At 68.1% G+C, this 21,930-nt stretch carries 23 protein-coding genes; 9 read left to right on the plus strand and 14 right to left on the minus strand.

What is annotated here, in order from left to right; genetic code table 11:
- Positions 1 to 30 precede the first annotated feature (30 nt).
- On the plus strand, positions 31 to 1,377 hold the full coding sequence (locus NAMU_RS13240) for an AAA family ATPase (protein ID WP_015747898.1): 1,347 nt from the start codon (positions 31 to 33) through the stop codon (positions 1,375 to 1,377).
- Positions 1,374 to 1,784, plus strand: a complete 411-nt coding sequence (locus NAMU_RS13245; RefSeq protein WP_015747899.1) for a hypothetical protein — start codon at positions 1,374 to 1,376, stop codon at positions 1,782 to 1,784. Before NAMU_RS13240 ends, NAMU_RS13245 begins: the two co-directional genes overlap by 4 nt.
- Here the strand turns inward: NAMU_RS13245 and NAMU_RS13250 are convergent.
- Genes NAMU_RS13250 through NAMU_RS13260 form a run of 3 tightly spaced genes read right to left on the minus strand, consistent with a single transcriptional unit; the run spans position 1,769 to position 4,641 of the window.
- A complete protein-coding gene (locus tag NAMU_RS13250) occupies positions 1,769 to 1,993 on the minus strand; it encodes a hypothetical protein (RefSeq protein ID WP_015747900.1) in 225 nt (74 codons plus the stop codon). The genes NAMU_RS13245 and NAMU_RS13250 overlap by 16 nt on opposite strands.
- A gap of 15 nt (positions 1,994 to 2,008) precedes the next feature.
- Complete coding sequence (locus NAMU_RS13255; RefSeq protein ID WP_015747901.1) at positions 2,009 to 3,997, minus strand: hypothetical protein; 1,989 nt, start codon at positions 3,995 to 3,997, stop codon at positions 2,009 to 2,011.
- A gap of 50 nt (positions 3,998 to 4,047) precedes the next feature.
- Positions 4,048 to 4,641 (minus strand): hypothetical protein, encoded by a 594-nt coding sequence (locus tag NAMU_RS13260; protein ID WP_015747902.1) that lies wholly within the window; start codon positions 4,639 to 4,641, stop codon positions 4,048 to 4,050.
- A 118-nt stretch (positions 4,642 to 4,759) separates the two neighbouring features.
- Here NAMU_RS13260 and NAMU_RS29945 point away from each other — a divergent pair, with 118 nt between their 5' ends.
- From NAMU_RS29945 to NAMU_RS28375, 3 genes are all read left to right on the plus strand, one after another.
- Positions 4,760 to 4,918: a hypothetical protein gene (locus NAMU_RS29945; RefSeq protein ID WP_169312495.1), complete on the plus strand. Its 159-nt coding sequence runs from the start codon at positions 4,760 to 4,762 to the stop codon at positions 4,916 to 4,918.
- Positions 4,919 to 4,962: 44 nt separating this feature from the next.
- Positions 4,963 to 5,202: a hypothetical protein gene (locus tag NAMU_RS29295; protein WP_015747903.1), complete on the plus strand. Its 240-nt coding sequence runs from the start codon at positions 4,963 to 4,965 to the stop codon at positions 5,200 to 5,202.
- A 149-nt stretch (positions 5,203 to 5,351) separates the two neighbouring features.
- A complete protein-coding gene (locus NAMU_RS28375; RefSeq protein WP_015747904.1) occupies positions 5,352 to 7,016 on the plus strand; it encodes an AIPR family protein in 1,665 nt (554 codons plus the stop codon).
- Between the two features lie 266 nt (positions 7,017 to 7,282).
- Here the strand turns inward: NAMU_RS28375 and NAMU_RS13270 are convergent, their stop codons facing one another.
- From NAMU_RS13270 to NAMU_RS13280, 3 genes are all read right to left on the minus strand, one after another.
- Positions 7,283 to 8,722: an FtsK/SpoIIIE domain-containing protein gene (locus NAMU_RS13270; RefSeq protein WP_169312496.1), complete on the minus strand. Its 1,440-nt coding sequence runs from the start codon at positions 8,720 to 8,722 to the stop codon at positions 7,283 to 7,285.
- A 302-nt stretch (positions 8,723 to 9,024) separates the two neighbouring features.
- Positions 9,025 to 9,645, minus strand: coding sequence for a hypothetical protein (locus tag NAMU_RS29950; protein WP_041368888.1), 621 nt, complete (start codon positions 9,643 to 9,645; stop codon positions 9,025 to 9,027).
- A 131-nt stretch (positions 9,646 to 9,776) separates the two neighbouring features.
- Complete coding sequence (locus NAMU_RS13280; RefSeq protein ID WP_138180167.1) at positions 9,777 to 10,487, minus strand: hypothetical protein; 711 nt, start codon at positions 10,485 to 10,487, stop codon at positions 9,777 to 9,779.
- A 229-nt stretch (positions 10,488 to 10,716) separates the two neighbouring features.
- Here NAMU_RS13280 and NAMU_RS13285 point away from each other — a divergent pair, with 229 nt between their 5' ends.
- Positions 10,717 to 11,484: a YfbU family protein gene (locus tag NAMU_RS13285; protein WP_015747908.1), complete on the plus strand. Its 768-nt coding sequence runs from the start codon at positions 10,717 to 10,719 to the stop codon at positions 11,482 to 11,484.
- 64 nt (positions 11,485 to 11,548) lie between these two features.
- On the opposite strand, the gene NAMU_RS29300 is transcribed toward NAMU_RS13285, so the two are convergent.
- Positions 11,549 to 11,797 carry a hypothetical protein gene (locus NAMU_RS29300; protein WP_015747909.1) on the minus strand — a complete coding sequence of 83 codons (249 nt, stop codon included), beginning with the start codon at positions 11,795 to 11,797 and terminating at the stop codon, positions 11,549 to 11,551.
- Positions 11,798 to 11,891: 94 nt separating this feature from the next.
- On the minus strand, positions 11,892 to 12,212 hold the full coding sequence (locus NAMU_RS13290) for a hypothetical protein (protein WP_015747910.1): 321 nt from the start codon (positions 12,210 to 12,212) through the stop codon (positions 11,892 to 11,894).
- Between the two features lie 204 nt (positions 12,213 to 12,416).
- Between NAMU_RS13290 and NAMU_RS13295 the strand changes: the two genes are divergently transcribed.
- Positions 12,417 to 13,073 carry a hypothetical protein gene (locus tag NAMU_RS13295; RefSeq protein ID WP_041368890.1) on the plus strand — a complete coding sequence of 219 codons (657 nt, stop codon included), beginning with the start codon at positions 12,417 to 12,419 and terminating at the stop codon, positions 13,071 to 13,073.
- Between the two features lie 151 nt (positions 13,074 to 13,224).
- On the opposite strand, the gene NAMU_RS13300 is transcribed toward NAMU_RS13295, so the two are convergent.
- From NAMU_RS13300 to NAMU_RS27425, 5 genes are read right to left on the minus strand one after another with little or no spacing between them, the layout of a single operon-like run.
- On the minus strand, positions 13,225 to 17,070 hold the full coding sequence (locus NAMU_RS13300; protein WP_138180170.1) for an FtsK/SpoIIIE domain-containing protein: 3,846 nt from the start codon (positions 17,068 to 17,070) through the stop codon (positions 13,225 to 13,227).
- Between the two features lies 1 nt (position 17,071).
- Complete coding sequence (locus tag NAMU_RS13305; RefSeq protein WP_041368892.1) at positions 17,072 to 17,686, minus strand: nuclease-related domain-containing protein; 615 nt, start codon at positions 17,684 to 17,686, stop codon at positions 17,072 to 17,074.
- A 59-nt stretch (positions 17,687 to 17,745) separates the two neighbouring features.
- Positions 17,746 to 17,883, minus strand: coding sequence for a hypothetical protein (locus NAMU_RS29955; RefSeq protein WP_015747914.1), 138 nt, complete (start codon positions 17,881 to 17,883; stop codon positions 17,746 to 17,748).
- A 25-nt stretch (positions 17,884 to 17,908) separates the two neighbouring features.
- Positions 17,909 to 18,907 carry a DUF7007 domain-containing protein gene (locus tag NAMU_RS13310; RefSeq protein WP_015747915.1) on the minus strand — a complete coding sequence of 333 codons (999 nt, stop codon included), beginning with the start codon at positions 18,905 to 18,907 and terminating at the stop codon, positions 17,909 to 17,911.
- Entirely contained in the window at positions 18,904 to 19,710 is an 807-nt protein-coding gene (locus NAMU_RS27425) for a hypothetical protein (protein ID WP_138180172.1), read from the minus strand. Before NAMU_RS27425 ends, NAMU_RS13310 begins: the two co-directional genes overlap by 4 nt.
- A 288-nt stretch (positions 19,711 to 19,998) precedes the next feature.
- Here NAMU_RS27425 and NAMU_RS29305 point away from each other — a divergent pair, with 288 nt between their 5' ends.
- On the plus strand, positions 19,999 to 20,352 hold the full coding sequence (locus NAMU_RS29305; protein ID WP_138180174.1) for a hypothetical protein: 354 nt from the start codon (positions 19,999 to 20,001) through the stop codon (positions 20,350 to 20,352).
- Complete coding sequence (locus NAMU_RS13320) at positions 20,349 to 20,993, plus strand: hypothetical protein (RefSeq protein WP_041368894.1); 645 nt, start codon at positions 20,349 to 20,351, stop codon at positions 20,991 to 20,993. Before NAMU_RS29305 ends, NAMU_RS13320 begins: the two co-directional genes overlap by 4 nt.
- Here the strand turns inward: NAMU_RS13320 and NAMU_RS29310 are convergent.
- On the minus strand, positions 20,941 to 21,885 hold the full coding sequence (locus NAMU_RS29310) for a hypothetical protein (protein ID WP_138180176.1): 945 nt from the start codon (positions 21,883 to 21,885) through the stop codon (positions 20,941 to 20,943). The two genes, NAMU_RS13320 and NAMU_RS29310, sit on opposite strands and share 53 nt — an antisense overlap.
- Positions 21,886 to 21,930 lie beyond the last annotated feature (45 nt).

The raw sequence follows: 21,930 nt of genomic DNA on the forward strand, positions 1-21,930 counted from the left end.
GCGCCCCGCCGTCGAGCGGATGGGGTGGGCATGGCCGCACACGAGGTCGGCATGCTCAAGCGCACCGATGCTCCGACGTCGGATGACCCGTCGCGGTCGCCGACCTCCCAACCCGCGCGAACCGGATCGACCAGTCGCGGACTGATCCCCGGGTCGACGACGGCGAAGGCGCTGTATCAGGTGTGGTCCGGCACGCCGGTGACGGTCGTGAAGTCGCCGCCCGGCGCCGGCAAGACCGCGCTGGTGGTCGACGTCGTCCGGCAGCTGCTGACCCGCGCCGCCCTCACCGTGTACGTCGTTGCGCCCAACAACAATCAGGTGGCCGCCCTGGCCGCTCGCCTCGCGGACGCCCTGCCCGCGGATTCGGTGCTGGTGCTGGCGAAGAAGATCAAGCCCGAGGAGGTGCCGGCCGCCGTCTTCGCGGGTGACTCGGAGCGAGCCAGACACCTCGCGGCCGCCCACGTCACCGTGTGCACGATCGCCCGGGCGATGGTCCAGCCGCCGCAGTGCGACGTGATGGTCGTCGACGAGTCCTACCAGTCCACGCACCAGCAGGTGCGGTCGGCGATGGCCAAGGCAGATCAGGTGCTGCTGGTGGGCGATCCCGGGCAGATCGGGCCGGTCGTCACGGTCCGCACGGATCTGTACACGGGGCCGACCGCGCCGCACCTGCGGGCACCGGACGTCTTCGACCGGCACCCGGATGCCGTCGTGTTGACTCTGCCGCACACCTACCGATTCGGCGCGGACACCGCGCAGGCGTTGGCGCCGCTGTATGACTTCGGTTTCGGCAGCGCCCGGCCGCCGCGGAGCATCATCGGCCTGCCCGAACTCGCCTCGATCCGAGTCGACGGCGTGGAGGAAGGGAACACCGACGAGGATCTGTTGCAGGCGGTGGTCCGCCGGGCGGTCGGCCTGGTCGGTCGGGTCGCGGACGTCGACGGCGAGCTCCTCCCGGTCACCGACGGGGACGTCGCCGTGGTCGCCTCGCACAACGCGCAGGTCGCGTTGCTGCGCGGCATGTTGGCCGAGCAGGGCCATCCCGACCTGTTGGTCGGCACCGCCGACAAGCTGCAGGGCGGCCAGTGGGAGGCGGTCGTCGCCGTCGACCCGCTCGCCGGGGGTGTGCAGGGCAGCCATGCCACCAGCCTGGGGCGCCTATGTGTCATGGCCAGCCGGCACAAGTCGCACCTGATGTGGGTGCACGACGGCCGCTGGGACCGGGCGGTCGGCGTCGACGCCAGTCTGTCCGCCGCCGATCGCCTTCGAGCGCGTGAGGTCCGCCAGCGACTGACCGAACCGTCCCCGGCAGCCCACCTGCCGGGTCACGGCGACCGGGATCCGGCGGCGGCCGAGTCGAACTGGAGCACACGATGAGCAACGACGACCCGGCGGTCACCCGGGTGATGATCGTGCCGGCCGGCGGCGAATGGCTGTGGTCACCGATGCCGTTGGACGATGCGGCCGGGGCGATCACCGCGGCCGTCGGACACGACTACCGTGCCTTGGCGCTGACCGACCAGCTGACCGTGCTCGTGGGCGAACGCGACGATCCCGGGATCGACGTCAACCCGTACCTGCCCGCGATCGGGCGCCTGTACGGCCGTCCGCTCACCGGACGGGGATCTGCGGTGTTCACCGGCGGCCTGGTGCGGGTCGGGCAGGACCTTCGGGTCATGCCGCTGTCCGCGGCGCACTGCCGCCGGCTCGTCGACGTCGTCGATGCGACCCAGTCGCGAATGCTGGCGATCAGGCCGCGGCGGATCGATCATCCGGCGGGCTGATCCGTGTCCGCCGGTGGCCGTCCGGTGATCGGCGGGACGTCCGGATCGTCGACCGCTTTCACCTGCCAGGGCGGCGAGAGCTGTTCGGCGTAGCCGGCGGCGGCCTCACGGGTTTCGAAGGCGACTCGACGATGCCGGCTGTCCGGGTGCATGGCGATCCACATGCCGGTGATGGTCGCACCCGCCCCCGACAGTGCGGGTGCGACCATCACGACTGCGCCCGATCAGGACCAGGCGAAGCGCCAGGCTCGTCGGCCGGTCCACGGTACGGTCACGACCTGGGCCTGGGCCGGATCCCCACCGGACAGCTGGTAGTCGCGGCTGACCCGTTCCCAGGCCTGGTCCGGTGTCTCGCCGTCTCGAACGTCGTACACGTGCGCGGACTCGGCCCGCAGCCGATCGCCGCCGAACATGTCCGGGTGCGTGGTGTACCCGCCGACCTCCACCAGATGGGTCTCGGCGGCGCGCAGCAGGTCGCCGGTGGTCGGCGCGCTGCGATGCCGGGTCGCCCGAACCGGTTCGGGCATCGCCGCGAGCAGCCGACCGGCGGCCGGCCCGCTGATTCCATCGAACCCGACGACGCCGTACTGTCCGTTGCCGACCTGGTTGCCGTACAGGTGGGGGACGTACCGGGAGCTGGTGTAGGGAGTTAGCGATCCGGTCACCTCAGGGTGGCGGCTCCACCCGGTCGTGGCACCGTCCCGGGTGGTCGCGCTCGGTCGCCCTCCCGGTCGAGCCTTCCGCAGCATCGCGGCCAGGTCGATGCGCCGGGTGTCGGCCGGATCCGCACCGTGAGGATGCGAAACCTGGCTCGTCGACGCGGGGTCGGCGTGCCGCGACGCGACCAGCGGGCCCAGCACTGCGCCACTCGGTGTCCGGTCGACCGAGAACAGTTGCACGGCCGGGGTTCCGTCGGCGCCGTCGGCCGGCTGCCCGGTCCCGTCGGTCAGCACGACGGCGACCACCCGCCGCCCGTCGTGGATGCCGCTGCGCACGGTGACGGTCCGGTCGCCCACCCGTTCCGGCGGCAGGGTGCGGGCGATCCGATCGGCGACCGGCACGTTCTCGTCCCCGGCCGGCGGTGTCGGCCCGGTGCCGCCGGCAGCCGCGTTCGGGTCAGGCTGGGCCCGGTCCGGTGGTGGCGGCGTGGGCCCGGCCGGGATCCGATTGGCTCGGGCATAGCGAGCGGCTGCACGCCGGGCGACGTCGTTGTGCGCGTAGCGGGCACCGGTACGGTCCCGGTGACCGAGCGGGCAGGTGTGGGTGGCGGCTCGGCTGGTGAACCGCCCGCACTGCTCGCATTTGTCGACCGCCATCCGGGGGCGTCCCTTGACCAGCTTGTTGTACGCGCGGCCGGGGCTCCGGTCGACCCGCACGGAATCGAAGGAGGTTTCGGGCACCTGGTAGCCGTAGGTCTTGCCGCGGATGGTCACGCCCATGATCCCGGAACTGCTGTCGTAGGCGATGGTGTCGATGAACGTGGAGGGAACCGGAACCACGGTGACCCCGTTGCTGGCGACCTTCTCGGCCCGCCTGCGGCGCAGGTCGCCGGCCTGGGCCAGCGCGCGGCTGGGCCGGCGGGCCTCCAGCACGCAGGACACCGCCTCGGACACCTCGACGCCGGACGGGCCGAAGTCCCCGAGTTCGGTTGCGGCCCAGTTGCTACCGGAACGGGTCACGCGCACCCAGCCGGACACCACCCGTCCGTCGGCGGACACCGCGGACACCGGGACGTCGAAGGTGGTGCCGGTCTGCCGCTCGAACGCCTTGATGCTGGTCGCCGACGGCATCCGCACCGCGAACGACCCGTCGGCCGACTTGTACGCCATCCGATGCGTGCGCCGCATGCCGACGATGGACCGGCCGGACGTGCGCCGGGGAGTGAAATCGTCCGGCATCTGGGCGTAGTCGCCGTCGGTGGCCCCGTACTCGGCGGTGACGAAGTGGGTGTCCCACCACGACCGGGGATCGCCGGCCTGACGGGGGTCCGTGCCGGCGCGGACGGCGGCCGCCTCGATGTAGCCGGTCTGCTCGGCGGCCAGCCGCTGCCGCCGGGCCCGCAGGACCTCGCGGGTCCGGCGGGTCGGGTCGTCGGATTCGGCATCCGTGGGCGCGAGGCTCACCCCGGGGGCGGCGTGCTGGTGCTGGGTCCACTGGCCCCCGGTGCGCACCCCGGGTTCGATTCGCGGCTGGGTCAGGTAGCGGGTGCTCATACCGGGTCCATGCGCGGGACCCCGGTGCGCCGATGCGGCTGCCAGGACGGTCAGGCGTTGGCGTGGACGAACAGCCGGATCAGCCCCAGCTCCGCGAGGCTGTCCAGGTAAGTGGTCTCGGTGTGCGGGTCGAGAAGGACCACGTTGCCGTGCGGCCTGGGCGCGCTCGTGTACGGGGCGTAGTCCGTGGCAACCAGGATCAGCGGCGGCAGGTCCGCCGGCCAGTCGAACGACACTGGGCCCTCGTCGGTGGAGTCGCCGCCGCCGGGTTCGTCTACCGGGCCGGGGATGGGCAGCCCGGTGAACGGCTGGTCCCGGTCGCCCAGCAGCGCGGTCAGAACGTCCTCGCCGACCGCGGCCGGGTCGAACTCCCCGGCGGCGGTCGCGCCGGCCACCAACCCGGCCTGCACAGCGGCGGCCGTCGCCACGGCCTGCTCCCACCGTTGGCCAAGCGCCTCGTCATGACCCACCTGAGTGTCGGGGAGATCCGCGTAGCCGGGGATCAGCGCACCCAGCAGTTCGGTGCGGGTCTCCGCGCCCGTCAGATCGGTGCCGTGTCGCATCAGGAACGGGAAAGGATCGCCGCCGGGCCCGGTGAGCACGGGCAGCGTCGCGGTATCGCCGGCGGGAACGGTGGTCAGCATCGGGCGCCTCCAACAGTGGGTTCGACACACGCCCTATGCCGCCGCGGCCGGACCGGTCGGTGCGTCGGCCGCACAATCCTGTTGCGGTCAGGTGGGCCTGGCCGCGCACACTGACGGCATGACCAGTCGCAAACCCTCGGCGGGGGTGAACCCGCGCGTCAAGCAAGTGCAGCTGCTCCGCCGCAGCGGCGCGGCCGGCCCCCACGCGTCGAAGGTGCGCCGCAACCGCGGTCACGACCGCCGTCGGGCGATCGACCGCAGCAGCCGCGGCGAATAGGCGTCAGTAGGATCCTGCGAACACGGGTTCTACAATCGGGGCTGATGAGGCGGCAACAGACCACCGCGGCAGGATTCGGGCCCCTGGCCGCCCGAAGTGCGTCCGATGCGGTGGATCTGGATCTGCTGCGGGCGATCTCCTGGAGCGACTATCCTGATCTGCCGGTCGGCGTGGTGCATCTGGAATCGTGGCGGTTGATCCGCGCGGGTCTCGTCGCGCGAACGCCGAACGGGCTGGTCGTCACGGCCCGCGGGCATCGGGTGCTCGACGAGGACGACTTCTAGTTCCGTCCCATCTGGCCTCCGCCGGCACATCCCTTCGACAAAACCCACAGCCGCCGTCACAACTGGCCGGTCCGGCAAGCTGTTCGATCCGGATTGTCCAGACACCGTCGGCCCGAATCAGGCACCAAGCGGTGTGGGAGGATCGAACGATGGGGCGACTGCACGTAACGCAGATCGAGCGCAGGCTCGACGATACCGTGAACAAGCACATCGACATGTCCGATGTCCCGTTCACCGGCGACCAGCTCCGAGCCTCATCGTTGAGTCGAGGTCTGGCTGCGTTCATCGTAATGAAGGTCGCCAACGTGGATCCTCTGACCGCAGCCAATAGCGTGACGGACGAGGGTGGCGATAATGGGATCGATGCGGTTATTGCGCTCGCTCTTGAACGCAGGATCGTAATGGTTCAGGCAAAGTGGGCTTCAGACAGTCGGGGGAGTGCAGAGAAAGCCGACATTCTGAAGTTCCGCAAAGGCGTGGACGATTTCGTATCAGGTGATTGGTCCAAGTTTGGCCCGAAGTTTAACGCAAAGAAGTCTGAACTTGAGCCGTTGCTCTACGACCCGTCTCTGAGAATTGAGATGATCTTCTGTCATTTGGGGACGGGCGTCCTCTCTGCCGAGTCGGCCCTTCTGATGGACGAATACCTGGACGACATGAACAATCCAACCGAGATCGGATCGTTCCTGTATCTGAACCAGGGGCAGGTACACCGAATGTTGGTTGACGATGTCGTCAAGACCAAAGTAAACCTCGACGTGGAACTATCTGACTGGGGAACGCTTGAACAGGAGCCGATTGCATTCTACGGTCACGTCAGTGGCGAGACAATCGCCGGGTGGTACATTGAGAACGGCAGCTCACTGCTATCGCAGAACGTTCGTGTGCTGATTCCAGATTCTGAAGTCAACGATGGACTCGTGGCGACCCTAACGGACACGCCCGGAAAGTTCTGGTACTTCAACAATGGCCTGACAGTTCTGTGTGATCGAATATCGAAGGCACCTCTTGGTGGCGCCGATCGTCGCTTAGGCCGCTTTACTGTCGAGGGTGCATCGATAGTCAACGGAGCGCAGACCGCGGGCTCGCTTGCACGGTTCTCCGCTGCCGCTGGCGACCTCGCCGAGGTGAGAGTTCTCGTCCGTTTTATCTCTCTCGAGAATTCTCCGGCTGACTTCGCGAAGGATGTTACTCGGGCGACGAACACTCAGAACCGCATCGGCGGCCGCGAATTTGTTGCGTTGGATCCAGAGCAGGCACGACTGCGAGACGAGTTTGCAGTCGCAGGTATGACTTACGCGTTTCGAACCGGTGAGGAGGCACCCTCTCCGTCCGATGGTTGCGACGTCGTGGAAGCCACGGTGGGGCTTGCTTGTTTGCATAGCGCTCAATTGGCGACGCAAGCCAAGAGGGAGATTAGTCGGTTGTGGGACGATATATCACGGGCGCCGTATCGGACTCTATTCAATCCGTCAACCAACTACGTGCGGGTTTGGCGGTCTATCCAGGTCCTTCGAATGACAGAGGATTTGCTCCGAAGGGCGCGAGAGAAACTCGATGGCCGCGAGAAGCTGATAGCCACCCACGGAAATCGGGTAGTTCTGCACTTGCTGTTCCGTCGATGCGACACTTCGTCAATAGGGGATCCCGACCACGACTGGGAATCAGAGCTGGAAAAGATCAAGGGAGAATTTGAGGGGATTCTTGAAAAGGTTTTCGCGATAGTTGAGGGGGAATTCCCGGGTTATCCTGCGAGCTTATTCAAGAACGCATCGAAGGTCCAGTCGTTGGTGTACCGAGTTCTCGAGAGCTGATCTGTGGGTCTGTCTCGGTTGCTGGCTTCGCGATGACGAACACGCCGGAACCGCGCATGCATGCGGTATGGACATCACGCTGTGGTTCCCGATCACGGGCGGCATCGTCGGATGGCTTATCGGCGCGGCTCTGTGCCTGGCGGCCGACGGGATCGGTGATCCGGCGATGATCACGCCGGAGGACCGTGACCTGTTGGCGCTTGCGATGGCGACGGGAGTCGCCGTCGATCCGGACGAGACGCACGCACCATGCACTCCTCGGCGCTTCAGGACCGGTTCTGTAGGCGGGAGCTGCGGGCGTTCGCGGCGGCGATTCCACGAAGCGGCCGCCCGTTCCTGTCGGTGACCGGCTCGCCGTCGGGATCGGCGTCCGCGCCCCGGCGAGCGCCGCGTGGGGCCAGGAGTGCCTCGTCGACGCGCAGCGAATCGGTGTGCTGAGCGATCTGCCGCGCGGTGGGCTCCGGCTGGCCAGTGGTCGGCACGCCCAGCCGCAGGAGGGCGGCCCGGTAGTCGTCGCTTGCGGCGTAGAAGCTTTTGAAGACGTACGGTGCGGTGCCCTCGAGTTCTGCGCAGCCGCTTCCCTTCGCGGCGTCGCAGTCTGCCCGGATCGTCGGCGGGACGTGTGGGACGGATGTCTCGTCGTTGAAGGCCTGGGTGCGGGCCTGTCTGGACGGATTGGAGCCGACGAGGATCTTGTGCCCGATCTTGGCTTTCAGGCTGGGTCCGATGCCGGTGGAGTTGTTCGCGACCTGGCTGGACAGGACGAGTCGGATGCCGACGAACCGGAGTTCGGCGACGATCTTGTTGATGAACCGGTCGAGAGCGGCTTTCGGGATGTTCTCCTGATCGACCTCCACCTTCAGCGGGTGGTCGCGTGGGATGCCGGCCGGGACGCGGCGCGGTACGAGCAGCGCCGTGACCTCGTCGACCACCACCAGGATCGGCGCGAACTGCCGCTCCTGCGGGAGTTCCAGCCAGTTCACGACTCCCTCTGCGGCCAGCACTCTGGCGCGTCGCTCACCCTCGGCGTACACCAACGCCAGTGCGGTGACTGCGGCCTCGGCGTTGTCGCATCCCCACCCGCCGGGGCGCACCATGTCTTTGCACCAGGCGAAGTCCAGCGACTTGGCCGGCAGGTCGATCACGCACAGCTCACTGCCGCTGGCCAGCGAGCCGGCGATGATCGCATTCAACGTCACCGACTTGCCCGAGCCGGGCAGGCCCGCCACGAGCGCGAAGGCCTGCGCCTTCCAGTCGATCTCGGCCACCGAGCCCAGACGGGCGCCGGCCGCGGGAAGTCGGCGACCGAACATCAGGCGGTCCCGGTCGGTCGTGGAAAGGTCGGCCAGAGGGTAGGGGATCAGGGCGGGGAAGGTGGGCGGTTCGGACGGAATGAGCGAGGCGGTCAGGGCGGCCGGGTCGACCGTCACGTACCAACCCGGGCGCCCCACCACTGCGGTCGCCACCTCGTCCAGCTTTCCGTCATGGCGGGACGGCATGTACCGGTTGGGCAGGCCCAGGTCGAACCCGCCGTCGGCGCGCGGACGGCACCGCACCTCCCATGGCTTGACGCCCAAAGCCTGTGCCACTGCCCCCCGGCAGCGGATCGTCGGGGCGTCCATCCTGGTCAGAGTTGCCAGCCCGAGGTGGACGTCGAACCGGCTCATCACGTGCCCCGGGTACTGGTCCTCCAGCTTGGCCGCCATCCGGTCGCCGTCCGTGGGCCTGGTGCCTCGGGCCAGCCGCACATCGAAGGACTCGCGTTCCGACTCGGACGCGGACACCTGGGTGATCGCCGCCTGCCGGGATGCCGTCGCCCGGCTCGCCCCCAGGTCGATGTTGTCGATCTCCCACCCGTCACCGTGCCGATCGCAGATCAGCTTCAGCAGGCCGGCCGAGTGTTTGCGAGGGTCGAAGCCCGTCGGCAGCGGAATGGCGATGCGTTCGATGGTGGCCATACCCGGATCAGTCGCCAAGCCACCCTGTCGTTGACGCCGCCATAGCGCGGTCAGCTTCCGCGGTAGACGCGTGCCTGCAGCGCCAGTCTGGCTGCCTGACCCATCCGGCTGGCGGTGGTGTCGATCGGTTCGCCCGTCTGGCGGGAGACGACGTGAGCGAGGCCGGCCTGGACGACCTCTCGGAGATGAGGTGGGACGTAGGGGGACCCCTCCGACACTCGGATGTCGAACTCGGGACCGGCACCCTGACGCTGCCTGTGGACCAGTTCGGCGTCGAACCCGTCGCAGGGGACCAGCAGTTCGGCGCGCACGGTCCCGCACGGTTCGGCGTGCACGGTGAATGCCTGGTCGTCGGGGAGTTCCTCCCCGGCTATCGCCTCCCAGGCGCGCTGGGCCGCGGTGTTGCGCACGGCCTGTTCCCCGTGCCGGCGAATCCATTCGGCGTCCTCGGCTGGGTCGTCGTCAACGCCATCCGCGGCTGGAACGATGGTGATGGACTCGAATCCCGCGGTGGGGTGCGGTGCGGTTATTCGCCGCAGGCCGGGCGACACGACTCCCGAGTAGTCGTCGCCGTCGGCGTCGCGGAACTCGAAAAGCACGCCTCCCCCTGACCGGTCGACACCGAGGCTGACCACCTGCACTCCCGGGATGTCCGTCAGCGCGTCGTGCACAAGACTCCGGGGTTCGTGAGCGGTGTCGCCGGGTCCACGGAGGGTCACTCCGGACGTGCTCCGCCGATCTGGAGCGAATCGCCCACCGTCGAGGGTGCCCGCGGGCCGGCGATTCGGCCGGAAAGCCCCGTTCATGCGTGCTCGATTTCGGGCCGGGAGTGTCCGGTGGGTGTCCACCGACCGGTGTAGGCAGGCTTGCGGAGCGTGTCGCGGACCGCAACCTCGATGACGCTGAACAGGATCCAGGTTGCCATGCCCATTCGGCGCTGCAGGATCAGCGGCGCAGCGACGTCGACGAACTCGGCGAGTTCCTCCGGAACCGCCTGCCCCAGGGGCGCAACTGTCGCGGAGAACCGGTCCAGGCCATCGGCGGTGCCGAGCCCGGTGACGACAACGTCGGCGTTGGGGGTCAGCGGATCGCATACCACCAGTTCCACGCGCACCATGCCTGCATCGTCGACGGCGACAGTGAACCGGCCGGTGTGCCCCACCTGGTCCGGGTGCGCTTCCGACCAGACCTGGTGGGCGGTGAGGTCGCGGAGAAGGCAGCCGATTTCGGTGCGCAACGAGTCGGCGAACTCCTTGGCGCTGCGCCAGCTGGCGCCCGGGCTGCACCCAACTCTGGCCAGGCGTTCGGGCATTCCCTGGCCGTTCATCTCGATGAACGCCGAGCCGAACCGACCAGCGCATTGGCGGCCGTCCTTGGTGGTGAACGTGAAGGATCCACTGTGTGCGTTGCCGGGGCAAACGTCGGTCACCTCGACGGCGTCGATGCCCGCCAGCACGGCCTGGACTGTGGACGGAAGATCCGTCATGGATTGAGGAGGGTCGATGGTCCGCATGTCTCGGTCATGCGCGGCCTTCAGCTCGCCACCGGTGGGAACGATTGGACCGCTCGCGTCTGCGGTCGCCGAGCAGCGAGAAGGCTCGCTTCGGTACGAAGCGAGAACTCGCCTACGCCCGCTCCAGGGTCAACTGAACAAGCTGGCGAGCTCACCGGTCGCCAGCTTGTGGACCGTCGACGTATGACAGTGCTACGCTGAGCGTCATACAAGACACCTGGAGGACAGCATGGCTGTACTGAACATCCGAGTCGACGATCGGGTCCGCGACCATCTCAAGCAGATGGCTGACGTCGACGGCCTCACGCTCAGCGAGTTTGTGCGAAACCTGCTGCTGGAGGCGGTAGTCCCCATTTACGAACAGGAGGTCGAACATGGCGACGAGCCTGCCCCGGAAAGCATGCGGATCTTCGAGAGGCAGGCGCTCTCGCTCTTGCACCGCATCCTCGCCCGGGTGCTGCCCGAAGATGCTAACGAAGACGATGGCGATCCCGATTACCAGCTCATGCGTGCGCGCCTTCTTGAAGCGGGTTTCGCTGGCTCGTATTGGTATGAAGTCGCCGGGTTTAGCACCGAACTGTCTAAGCGAGATTGCGGCCGCGTTTCGGACATTCTACAGATGTTCCGGATTATCACCTTCAGCATTGATCATCTGGCGAAGGCAGGGGTACTCGTCGATGATGAATTGTCGTACCACCTAGAGTTCGGGGGCTTCGATCACAACGACGCTCTCGAAGGTCAAATGGCAAGCTACGTAGACTTTCTCATGCGCGATAGTCGATGGACGGAGCTGAAGCCCCAGATTAATCGCCATGACAATGGGAACTCGCACACGCTGATGTTGGACACATACTTGCGCATGCTGTCCGAGTTCCGCCGGATCATGGACGGCCGTAAACGGGGATCGGGCCGGCTGGACTACCTCCTTTCCTGCGAGGAACTGAAGCGCATCGTCGACGCCCAAATCCACCCTTCGAACCGCAACTACGACCGGTGAACCACGACGACGCGAAGCGACGTTTGATCTGGCCGTCCTGGGGGTCATGGGTCCGGCCCCAGGCTTACGCATGAGCTTCTGATGCCGCGAAATCGAAAATCGCAGCATCACGAGATAGCATCGGAGGCAACGATGTAGCAGAGCCAACCGATGCGGCGCCGGTGATCAGGGTGCAAGCGGCGAGCAGGGCGACCTGTCGGGTCGCCCGGCGATTGCGAAAGCCATCGGTCGGCAACCTCAGGTAAGTGCACATCAGTCCGAACGCGCTGACGAAGAACAGCGGCCAGACAATAAGTACGGCAACCATTTCCATCCGTTCTCCCTCCATCGGCCAGTCGTGCAGGCCGGCTACCCAAAAGCACGGGCGGGCTGTTGTCGTCGGTCCTCGTCGGTGTCCTGCGCGAGCGTCAGCGGGTCGGAGTGCCCCGTAATTGGGTGCGTAGGCGCGTCAGCTCGTCCCGCCGGGCGTCGTGCCAGGCTTGGTATTCGCGATCGACCACGTCGGGGGTGGTTGGGTGACCGAGGCGATCGCGCAGAGCGTCGTGGGCGGACAGGACGGCCGCCCGATGGAAGTCCCAGGCGTAGTCGTCCGGCTCGTCGCGTCCGTCGAGGTCGGCTCCGGCGTCGACAAGCATGGCCAGATCGGCCTCCAGCCGGGCCAGCGCATGGCTGACATCCGGATTGAGGGTGGCATCGGGCAGTGTCAGGGCGGTTTCGATGGTCGTCATGTCCGATTCATGCGCGGTCAGAGTAGATCGACCACGTGCGCTGCTCGGCCGGGCCGCGCATGACAATGCAGTACCTCGCGGTCGAACCGCGGTCAGACCCGGTTCGACGTCCGTGCCGAGAGTCCCGGTTCGCCTTCCACCGTGCGACAGGAGCAAGCAGTGACCAGGAATGCTGATGATGCTGCCGGTCTCGATCCGGCGCTGTTGCGGCTGGCCGACGTACCGGCCGGGCGGGTGCTGACCTGGTACAGCGATGACGTGACCGCAAGCGAGCCCTACGGTTACGGCTGGATCGACGTCCACATCGAAAAGGTCGAACGTGGCATCCGGTCACCGGCCTGGGCGCTCACCGTCGTGCCGCCAGGGGATCCCGACGACTGCGTGCACAACGTCGAGACCGAGCCCGACGTGGACCTGCACGTCGTGTTCGAGCAGGAAGGGTGCACTCGCCGACACGTGCTGCAATGCCCGGTCCCTCGGGGCGGCAACCTGGATACCGACGACGGAGACCGCCTTCGTGCGAGATTGGCCGCCGACCCTGCGCTGGGCTACTCCGTGGTCCCGGCCTGGACGGAGTCGGCGGTGACCAGCGCGCTGAACTCCTGGATCGCGGAGACCCTCGGCCGCCCGGACCTACGATTCTCCTGGAACAGCGCAGCCGGGCCCTCGCCGATGAGGCGACGCGTCGAACAGCAAGTGGTCGACGCGCGGAACGGACCGACCTACGACAGCGGCATCCCGGGCGTGCGGATCGCAGACGGCGTCATGGACACCCTGCTGGCGATACCCGCCGAGGATGCTGCCGCCGTGATGGAGGCCATCCGGGATGTGGCGAATGGCCCTGACAGCAAGGCGCGCTGAGCCGTACCCATCGGGGGTGCCCAGGGGCCAACCGTTCATGCGTCGGCGGGGCGACGGTCGAGTCCCACCCCTCGACCGCGCACCCGAGGGGACGAACCGCATGAAACTCGAATGGTCGTCGGGACGGATCAGGCCGGCCCCGGGTTGTCGCTCAACCGAGGTCGTCATCGATCAGGACGCGGCGCGGCAGCCTGAAGCCCGTCGAGACATCTCCGAACTCGTCATCGATCGCATGATGCAGCAGCGAAGGGCGGCTGGCAGAAATGGATTCCGCGTGGGTGCCTTCGACGTCCGCGTCCGGGTGGCCGGAACCGCCGGCTGTGCCCGACCGAAGCGTCGTCGTGGTGGCGGAATCGAACTCGTCTTCTGAGTCGGGGTCTCCCGCCGGGTCCCAGTCGAGATCCGGCAACTCGAACGCGCCGATCGGATCGGGGCCGCCGGTCGGTTGAAAACCCGCGGATGCCGCGGGAACTGGCATGCAGTCGATCGGCGCGCCGGGTTCGACGGTCGCCGGGTTCGACGGCCAGATCGACTCGGGCACGCTGGCGTCGTCGGAGCGGTCGGCGTCGATGTCCGGGATGGCGTCGAGGTCGTCGATGCTGAACTCGAACGTGCCCAGGTGCACGTTCAGGTCCGGTTCGTCGCGGGGGACGATGCTGCCGGGCAGTTCCTCGGAGCCCGGTGCCGGTAGGTATGGGCGGATGTCGATGCGGTCCTGCTCGCTGATCGGCGGCACCCCGGCCTGGAGGTGGACCCGGTAGTCGTCGGGGGTGGCGTACCAGAACTGGACGGCCTGCGCAGGCTCGGTTGTGGACTCCCAGATGCCGCGGCCCTTGGGGACGGTGTCGCCGAGCGTCGGCGCGTTCTCCGGATCGCGCAGGGCGGTCATCCGTTCACCGGGGTTGGCCTTGCCGAGCAGGATCCGGGCCAGGTTCGTCTTGAGGTCGCTCAGTCCGGCGGCGTCCAGGACGTCCTGCTTGAGCCGCTGGGTGGCCAGGATTAGGTGCACGTCGGCGCTGCGGGCTTCGGCGGCGATCCGTTCTGCGAGGAATGCGATGCGGCGCTTGGCGGTGTAGGCGGCCAGGTCGGCCAGTCGCCGCGCCTCCAGTTGGGGATCGTCCTCAGCCCGGGTAGAGGGTTTCGGGGCGTGGATGAGACCGACGAACTCGTCGAGGAACAGCACGATGGTGGGTGGGCGCAGGTTGTGCGGCAGGTCGCGCGCGGACCCGACGCCGTGGTTGGCGTTGACTTCTGCCCGTCGGCCGACCTCGGCGTGGATGGCCTCCATCAGCGCGGCGGCCTGGGGTAGTTCGGTGGCGAAGCCGATCAGGTGGTCCAGGGCGAACCGGAAGTCGGCGCCTTTCTTTCGGACGTCGACCAGGGCCACCCGGCATTCGGTGTCGAGCGCGGCGTAGATCAGTCCCTGGGCGGTCGAACTCTTTCCGGCGCCGGTGGTGCCGAACAGCGCCACATGCGGGGATTCGCGCAGGTCGACGACGGCGGTCGAGCCGTCCACCCGGGTGCCGATCGGCAGGGCGCCGTCGGGGTCGCGGAAGGCCCAGTCGAATGCCACCGTCGTGGGCATCGGGTCGACGGGGCAGGTCAGCAGGCGGATCGTGTCGGCACCGAGTGCCCCGGGCCGGGCCTCGACGAACTCGTTGACCGACGCGGTCTTCAGCTTGGCGATGTTGGCCTTGATCGACGCGAAGCTGACCGGCGACGGCAGCCGGAAGTCCAGCACCTGGATGGCCTGGTTGCCCGGCATCGACGCGGACTGCAGCAGGGCGGGTGGGTGCCCGTTCGCGCCTTTGACGCGGCAGTCCAGCCATATCTGCGCCCAGTCCAGGGCCAGCAGACGCAGCCGGTCCTGGTCCGGGTGGCTGAGCATGACGTCCGGGTTGGTGGGGGAGCCGCCCACGAAGACCTGGCAGGTGTCGGCGGTCGAGTCGTCGGCCTGGATCCGCAGCCATTCGGTGCGCAGCGCGGCCCGCAGCGCGTCGGAGCGGCGCATCACGTCGGCCGCGGTGCAGCCGTCGTAGGTGCGGATCTGTAGTTCCCACACCGCACGTTCGGAGCGGCCGGTGGTCAGTGCCTTGGCCCGCATCAGATCCGGACGGGGCAGTCGGACCGCGTCGAACGCCTGGTTCAGCTGGCCGGCCATGACCCATTTCGAGGCTACGGATGCCTTCAGCAGGTCCGGCCGGTCGGGGACCGGGCCGTGCGCCCAGGTGAGGGTGAACGCCTGCGGGTGCCGGTTGGTCTTCTGCCGGCCGGTGAACCAGCCGGTGATGGACACGAACCCGGCGCCGTCCATCGCCGTCCGTAGGCTCTTCTCGACTTTGCCGTCGTAGAGGGAAAGGTCGATGCCGCGGCGGACGACGAAGCCGATGAGCTTGACCTCGGTGCCGTTGGGGAGGTTCTCGGTCAGCCGGGTGGCGCCCTGCGGGACCGGTGGCGAGTTGCCCTGCTTGAGGGTTTCACCCCACACCCGATCCCAGTGGTCGGACATGTCGATCAGGTCGATCCAGGCGCCGTAGTCCGGGGTCGACTGATCGTCCGGCAGCGGCAGCGGTGCTTCTGGGTGGCCGATTGCGCCGAAGATGATCCCGTCGCCGCCGGGATCGGGGACTTGGTCGAACTCGACGAGGGCGGGCACCCCGAATGCCGAACTGAACGCCTCGGCGCCCAGGTGGGACCGGATCGTGCTCATCGACGGCCCGTTCGGCGCGACGAACACCGCCCGCCAGATCCCCGGTTGGGGACCGGGCTGCGGGTCCCGATCCGGTGGTTGGGAGATCAGGGTCGCCGATAGCAGCATCGGCCGCAGCATGCTGTTGGACTCGGCGACGTGGACCATCTGGCAGTGCGCGAACAGTTCCACGACGGGCACCGGCAGGGTCGCGTCGGTCAGGTCCGGGGTCTGGTCGGCCGCCCAGGTCACCACCCGGAAGTGCAGTGGGTGGGGACGGCCGGGTACCGGTTGGCCGCCCTGGTCTGTGTCCCAGCATTCTAGGATCCGGACCTGCATGCCGGCGCCGATCGCCGGCGCGAGCTTGCCCGCCAGCGGCAGGAAGGTCGCCGCGCCCTGCGCGGGTGGCGCGGTGAACGTCTCGATCCGGGCCGGCCCCAGGTCGGCCACGTCCAGCAGCATCGGGGTGGGATCGAACTTCAGCGACCGCCAGATGGCGTCCCACCGCGCGGCCTGCGCGCAGGCCAGCCGCCACCGGGACAGCGCGGCCCGCCGCCACGGCCGGCCCAGCACCAGCAGCGCCACCGTGAGCGCCACCAACGTGCACATACCTATGGTGGCACCCGGCACATCGGGTAGCACGAGGACGCGTGCCGGGTCGGGTTCGATGACCTCGTAGTCGACGACCACGGGCGACGGCGGCACTGGCAGCATCACGTAGGCCGCGACCCCGGCGGCCAGGCCCGTGACTCCGGCGACAACCCACACCAGGGGGCGGGTCTCCCGCAGGCTGTTCACCCGGACCCCCGGGTGCGGTGGCCCGACGTCCGGGTCGGCGCAACGGCGTCCGGCCGCGGACAGGGTCACCACGATCACGAACGACGAGTAGGCGTCCACGTGCCGCCAGGCCGTGTCGTTCACCGGGATCAGCCAACCGACGGCCGCGGCCAGCACGGCGGCCAGCCACGCCGCCAGCACCGGCCAGCCGGGGAGCCAGTCGCCGCCCGGCAGGATCAGGCGCCACCGGATGCCTGACCAGAACCGGTAGGCGGACAGTCGTTTCGCCTCGGCCGGGCCGGACGGGGTGGGGAGGCCGGACTGCCGGTCCTTCGGCCCGGTCAGGATCGGTGGCGGCTCCAGCCACGCGGCCAGCAGCGACGCCACCTGCAGCGCGGTGACCGGGGGATACCCCCGCCATCCGGCGATGCCCGCCGCCACCACACCCGACGCCAGCAGCAGCCGGCGGTGGCTCACCAGCGGGGACACCCCGGCGGCGGAGCGGCGTCCCACGGGTCGGCGAGCAGCCACCTCAGCGGATCCGTGTCGGCTGCCCGTTGCGCCCCACCAGTTCGGCCAGCGCGTTCAGCACCCGCGGATCGGCAGGCCGGTTGCCGATGATCCGGCGGATCCGGCGGGGCAGTGCGTCCGCGGCGATCGGTGTGCACCCCTGCATCCGCAGCCAGCGGACGCTGACCGTTCCGGTCGGGGACGACGGCCAGACGGCGACCAGCGGGGTGAGAACGGTCGCCGCGATGCCCCTCGAGTCCAGCATCCGGGCGATCCGGTCCCGCGCCATCGCCGGTGTTCGGGTGTCGGCGTGGCCGAACCGTTGCCGCCCTCGCCGGGTGACCCCCAGCAGGGTCCAGTACCGGCCGGACCGCCACGCCTTCGTGTCGATGAGCAGGACCTGGTTGTCGGAGACGACGGCGTGGTCGATGTTCGCGGTGTACCCGGCGGCCGGGACCGCCAGGTCGTGCAACACTGCCGTGTTGCTCGGGCGGTGATCGTCCAGCAGCCGGGCGGTTCGGATCTCGCCGTTGCGGCCGATCCGGGCGACCGCCGGGTTCGCAGCCCAGGTCGCGTCGACCAGGCCAGCTCCGGCGGTGCCGTGGACGTTGCGGGGGTCCGGCGTCCTGTGTCCCATGCCCAGGATCAGTCGCAACCTTGCGGCCCCGCCGGCCGGAATGTGCTGTGTCGCCGCCGCTACAGGAACATCGCGATCACGACGCCGGCGCCGATCAGCACCAACGCGACCGCCACCACGACGGCACCTACACCGGACAGCCAGTCGGTGATGTCGTCACGGGCGCGCTCCCGGGCGGAGGGGTCGTCGCGGTCCATGCCGGGATCAGTCGCCAACCATGGTTCAACGCAGCCGCCGGTCGAGCGTCCGCAGTTCGTCGACCCGGCCGTCGCCGATGGCGAGCATCGCCTTCTGCAATTCGCCCTGGCCTCGGGTGGCGGCCGAGCCGAGCACGGTGCCCCGGCTGTCGAACACGACGACTTCCCGCAGACCGAGGCCCAGATGCCGGACGGCGACGTCCACCCGGTGGTCACCGGATCGGCAACCCTGCAGCAGCATGCCGTGTGGGATGGTCATCACCTTACGGGCTTTCGCGTCCATGTTGCCCGCGACGACCGGGCCCATCTGCTCGTACATGTGCCGGGCGAGTTGTCGGTCGTCGTCGGTGACCGCCCGGTAGTTCATCCGATGCTCGAGCTTCTCCCGGTCGGTGAACTCGCGATCCCGGACGGTGGACTGGCCGGGCAGCACGCGGCGGCCGGTGAATCGTTCGTACTCGTGCGGGTAGTGGTCGCGCACCACCCGTTCGACGTGGGTGATGCCGTCCGCGTCGGCGCGGTCGTCGATGCCGCGCATGCGCTCGTTGATGCCGATGACACCGGGCTCGTCCGGGAATGCGATCGCCGCCTTCGCCCACGCGCAGTCCAGCTCGTACCAGCCGGACTCCTCCCGAAGGTCGTCGGGCACGGCCGCGTTCCGTTCGGGACTGAGTCGCCAGCCACCGTGCTCGGCGGTGCCGACCCGGCTGATCCCGGGTGCCACGACCGCGATCTCCTCCGCCGTCCCCCACGGTGTGTCGGTGCCGACACCGACCGCGGCCGTGGCCCATTGCCGGGTCTCGCGCAACCCCGGTTCGTCGACACCCGGGCCGCGCTCGCTCAAGCCCGGTCCGTCGGCGGTGGATCTGCTTTCTCGGTTGGCGGACTCCCAATCGGCGTCGAGCTGGTCGTCGTCGGTGAATCCGAGGTCGTCCAGTACGACCTGCGATGGGCTGCGCTCCTGGGCGGCGTACTGGCCCCCGACCCGAATCCCCTTGGGCTGCCGATGCTGCTGATCCGTCACGACGATCCTCCGCTGGTGCGGGTGCCGGTGGAGTTGCCCACCGCACGCTGGCGGCCGCGGGACGCGTCCACCCGGGCGACCCAGGCCAGCGAATCGGCGGCGGTCTGCTGGGTGATCGGGTGCTGCGCCACAACCTGCTCCCAAGCGGCCGTGCGCCGGCCAGGATCAGCGATGTCGTCAAGCAACAGGTCCTTCAGCCGCGACTCCCGTTGCGCCAGATCGTCCCGGGCGCGCTCATGCTCGACCCGGACACGGCCGATCTGCCCCTGCAGGGACCGAACTCGAAGCCGGTCGCCCGCGGCCTGTGCATCCGTGAGGTACTGCTCCAACCGGGCAAGACCGTCACGGCCAGCCGTCACGGCCACCCGGGAACCAAGCACGCTGTCCAGGACCATCGCCGGATGCTGGTCGATCCCATTGTCCAGCACCGTGACGTCGCGGCTGAAGCCGCGGTCGGTCCGGTACACCGACACGCTCACCGACGTCGCGCCGCCCAGCCCCCGCGCGCCGGGCGGACTGGTCAGCCTCGCGTCAGCCGGAGCAGCGACCTTGCCGATGAGGAAGCCCTTCGCGGCATTGTTGGCCCGACGCCGCTCCGGATCCGAATGCTTCGACGGATTGAACCATCCCGCCGCCCGCCCGTTCGGATCGTCGTCGCCCAGCAGCATCCACGACCGCCCGTACCGGGTGTCCACGAGCTTGGCCGCCACCAGATTCCCGTCCGTGTCGAACAGCGCCGGGAACGACGACGTTCCGCCGGCGTCGACGATCCGGGCCTTCGTGCGGTGCAGGTCCGCGGTCAACCCGCTCGCCCACTGCGACAGGAACCCGTCCGTGTCGCACCGCTCGAACGACTGGGCGGCCGACTGGGCTGATTCGTTGGCCCTCTGCCGGTGGTCCTCGGCGGAAAGACCGACAACCGCGGCCCGCTCGAGAGTGATCATCGCTGGCGCCTGGCCCGGTGACGTGAACTGGCCGCCGGTGGTTACGCCGGCCGGGACGCGGACTTGATGGCTCATGCCCAGCTCATGCGCGGCATTGCTGCCAGACCCGCCTAGTCTTAAAATTAAGACACATGAGAGGATCCTGGCATGCTGCTGGTGACCGGTCCGAGGCGAGTGAGCGTGCGCAGGATCGTCGGCGTACCACGTGCGCTTATGCGCTTGGTCGGTCTGGTGCCGCCGGTACAAGTGGCATTGTCCGAGGACACCCGTGCCCGCGAGACGATCCTGATTTCTGCAGTCGGGGATGGACAGGGCTTCCGGGCGAAGGTGTCGTCGGTCGGTCAGCTTGTTCTGCCTGCTCCAATGATCGCGGTCCTGAACCTCGACTCAGATCGGGCTGTATACCTGCGAGCTCGAGCGGACTTGACGGCCCTTCAGATGATGTCGCCGCGCCAAACCTTCGCGGTTGCGTCTGCGCGATCCTCGAAGGTGAGTTCATGACGGCGATCCACCGGCTCGCGATGGCACCGCTGACCTCGAAGTCTGCGCGCAGGTGGCGTTCGGTGGATCTCCTGGAGGCTTCACGCAGGGTCGTCTCAGGTGTGATCGGCGTCGGTGCCGCCCTCCCGCTGACGCGATTCGCCGGAGCGTTGGGCTTTCCGGTGGTTGAATGGCGGTGGGAGTCGCTGGCGATCCGTTCCAATCAGGCGTTCGAGTGCCTCTTGAACCCAGTGCAGGTTCGCGACGTGCTCGCCGACCCAGCTTGGTCGATGTCCTGCCCGCCGGCGCTGTCGGTCGTCGGCTTCATTGGGGTTGCGCCACTGCGGGAGTCTCGGGCAGAGCTTGCCGGATTGAGGTCGATGGGACGGACGGTCGCGTTGACTCCAGGACGTTCGGCGATTCCTCCGTTGACGCTGGCGGACTTCGACCTTCAGGGGACCGCTGTCGTTTCGGTCGAGGACGAGGTGGTGATCCTGGTCGGAGGTGACCCAGGCGTCCGCAAGGGTACTGAGATGTCCATAGTTTGGCAGCGATTCTATGAGGAGCAGCTGTTCGACTGGGCGATGCGGACCGATTCGCTTCCAGCACTCAGCGCGTTACCGCACCCCATGCACCAAGGAAACTCGGGTAGCTCCATTTAATACCGGTTGTCGACTCGATATCGATGTGAGTGAATTGTGCGTTTCTGCATAACGCACCCCACGACGACCGGCTGCAATTGCGATCGCCGCCCAGGACATGCCGGACGAGGTCTGTCAGTGACAGCAGGCTGTGAGTGAAGGCATGGGTGGCATCGATAACTGAGTCCAGGCGCAAGCCGCCGCATCGTTCACAGAAGCAGATCCAGTGAAGTTCGTCCGGGCTGAGTGCGATTGCCCTGCCGAGCGTGTCCGTGCGATGGAAACTGATCCCCTGGGGTAGGAAAGCCGATGGAAACGGCGAGGTGCCGAAACCGCCTCCATTTCGTGGCGGGTAGATGTGACGAAGGCTGGTGCTCGTGCCCATCGCGCCGAAGACGGCGTTTCCTGTGAGCGCTCCGATAGCAGCCTGATCTGTGCGCATGAGGGCCGATGGCACGGCGGAGTCGAGCAGATAGAGCAAGCCCTCGACCGCCTTCTTCGAGGCCAGCGGGTCACCTGTGGACCCGAAAAGGTAGATGACTGGGATACCATGACGCTCTACGACGGTGCGCAGGTCCGGTGCCCTGGTGGTGACCCAGTGATTGTCCGCGGGGACGGCGAGGAAGAACCGACCCGTGGCCTTGCGGGCGAGATCGTCTGCGTTCGCAAACAGCGACGCGAGGTCCTCGTCGGCGCCTCGGTCCAGGTATCCGCTGTCGGTGACGGCCCAGCTGGCACCGGCGTCCCACTGGCGCTGCAACCATTGCAGACTCAACGGCGCGCTGGCGGGCAGCCGGTTGGCACCGGAGTATCGGTTCGCGTCGGCGAGGGCAGTGGCGGCGCCGCCAGCGATCTCGCGATGAGTGGCCAGGACCCTCTCCAGTTGCGCCTCCCCGGACTTGCCACCGGGCATGGTGTACACCGCGCCGACAGACTCGGCCGCACACAGCTGCGCGAT

The sequence above is a fragment of the Nakamurella multipartita DSM 44233 genome, assembly GCF_000024365.1.
Taxonomy (GTDB): Bacteria; Actinomycetota; Actinomycetes; order Mycobacteriales; family Nakamurellaceae; genus Nakamurella; species Nakamurella multipartita.

Bases quoted from the DNA above. Each gene is read 5' to 3' on its own strand.
- NAMU_RS29955 (WP_015747914.1), bottom strand. From the start codon at position 17,883: ATGGACCGCGACGACCCCTCCGCCCGGGAGCGCGCCCGTGACGACATC.
- NAMU_RS13255 (WP_015747901.1), bottom strand. From the start codon at position 3,997: ATGAGCACCCGCTACCTGACCCAGCCGCGAATCGAACCCGGGGTGCGC.
- NAMU_RS13240 (WP_015747898.1), top strand. From the start codon at position 31: ATGGCCGCACACGAGGTCGGCATGCTCAAGCGCACCGATGCTCCGACG.
- NAMU_RS13280 (WP_138180167.1), bottom strand. From the start codon at position 10,487: ATGCGGACCATCGACCCTCCTCAATCCATGACGGATCTTCCGTCCACA.
- NAMU_RS13245 (WP_015747899.1), top strand. From the start codon at position 1,374: ATGAGCAACGACGACCCGGCGGTCACCCGGGTGATGATCGTGCCGGCC.
- NAMU_RS29310 (WP_138180176.1), bottom strand. From the start codon at position 21,885: ATGCCCGGTGGCAAGTCCGGGGAGGCGCAACTGGAGAGGGTCCTGGCC.
- NAMU_RS13250 (WP_015747900.1), bottom strand. From the start codon at position 1,993: ATGGTCGCACCCGCACTGTCGGGGGCGGGTGCGACCATCACCGGCATG.
- NAMU_RS13270 (WP_169312496.1), bottom strand. From the start codon at position 8,722: ATGGCGGCCAAGCTGGAGGACCAGTACCCGGGGCACGTGATGAGCCGG.
- NAMU_RS13290 (WP_015747910.1), bottom strand. From the start codon at position 12,212: ATGACGACCATCGAAACCGCCCTGACACTGCCCGATGCCACCCTCAAT.
- NAMU_RS13320 (WP_041368894.1), top strand. From the start codon at position 20,349: ATGACGGCGATCCACCGGCTCGCGATGGCACCGCTGACCTCGAAGTCT.
- NAMU_RS29295 (WP_015747903.1), top strand. From the start codon at position 4,963: ATGAGGCGGCAACAGACCACCGCGGCAGGATTCGGGCCCCTGGCCGCC.
- NAMU_RS28375 (WP_015747904.1), top strand. From the start codon at position 5,352: ATGGGGCGACTGCACGTAACGCAGATCGAGCGCAGGCTCGACGATACC.
- NAMU_RS13285 (WP_015747908.1), top strand. From the start codon at position 10,717: ATGGCTGTACTGAACATCCGAGTCGACGATCGGGTCCGCGACCATCTC.
- NAMU_RS29945 (WP_169312495.1), top strand. From the start codon at position 4,760: ATGACCAGTCGCAAACCCTCGGCGGGGGTGAACCCGCGCGTCAAGCAA.
- NAMU_RS13260 (WP_015747902.1), bottom strand. From the start codon at position 4,641: ATGCTGACCACCGTTCCCGCCGGCGATACCGCGACGCTGCCCGTGCTC.
- NAMU_RS29300 (WP_015747909.1), bottom strand. From the start codon at position 11,797: ATGGAAATGGTTGCCGTACTTATTGTCTGGCCGCTGTTCTTCGTCAGC.
- NAMU_RS29305 (WP_138180174.1), top strand. From the start codon at position 19,999: ATGCTGCTGGTGACCGGTCCGAGGCGAGTGAGCGTGCGCAGGATCGTC.
- NAMU_RS13305 (WP_041368892.1), bottom strand. From the start codon at position 17,686: ATGGGACACAGGACGCCGGACCCCCGCAACGTCCACGGCACCGCCGGA.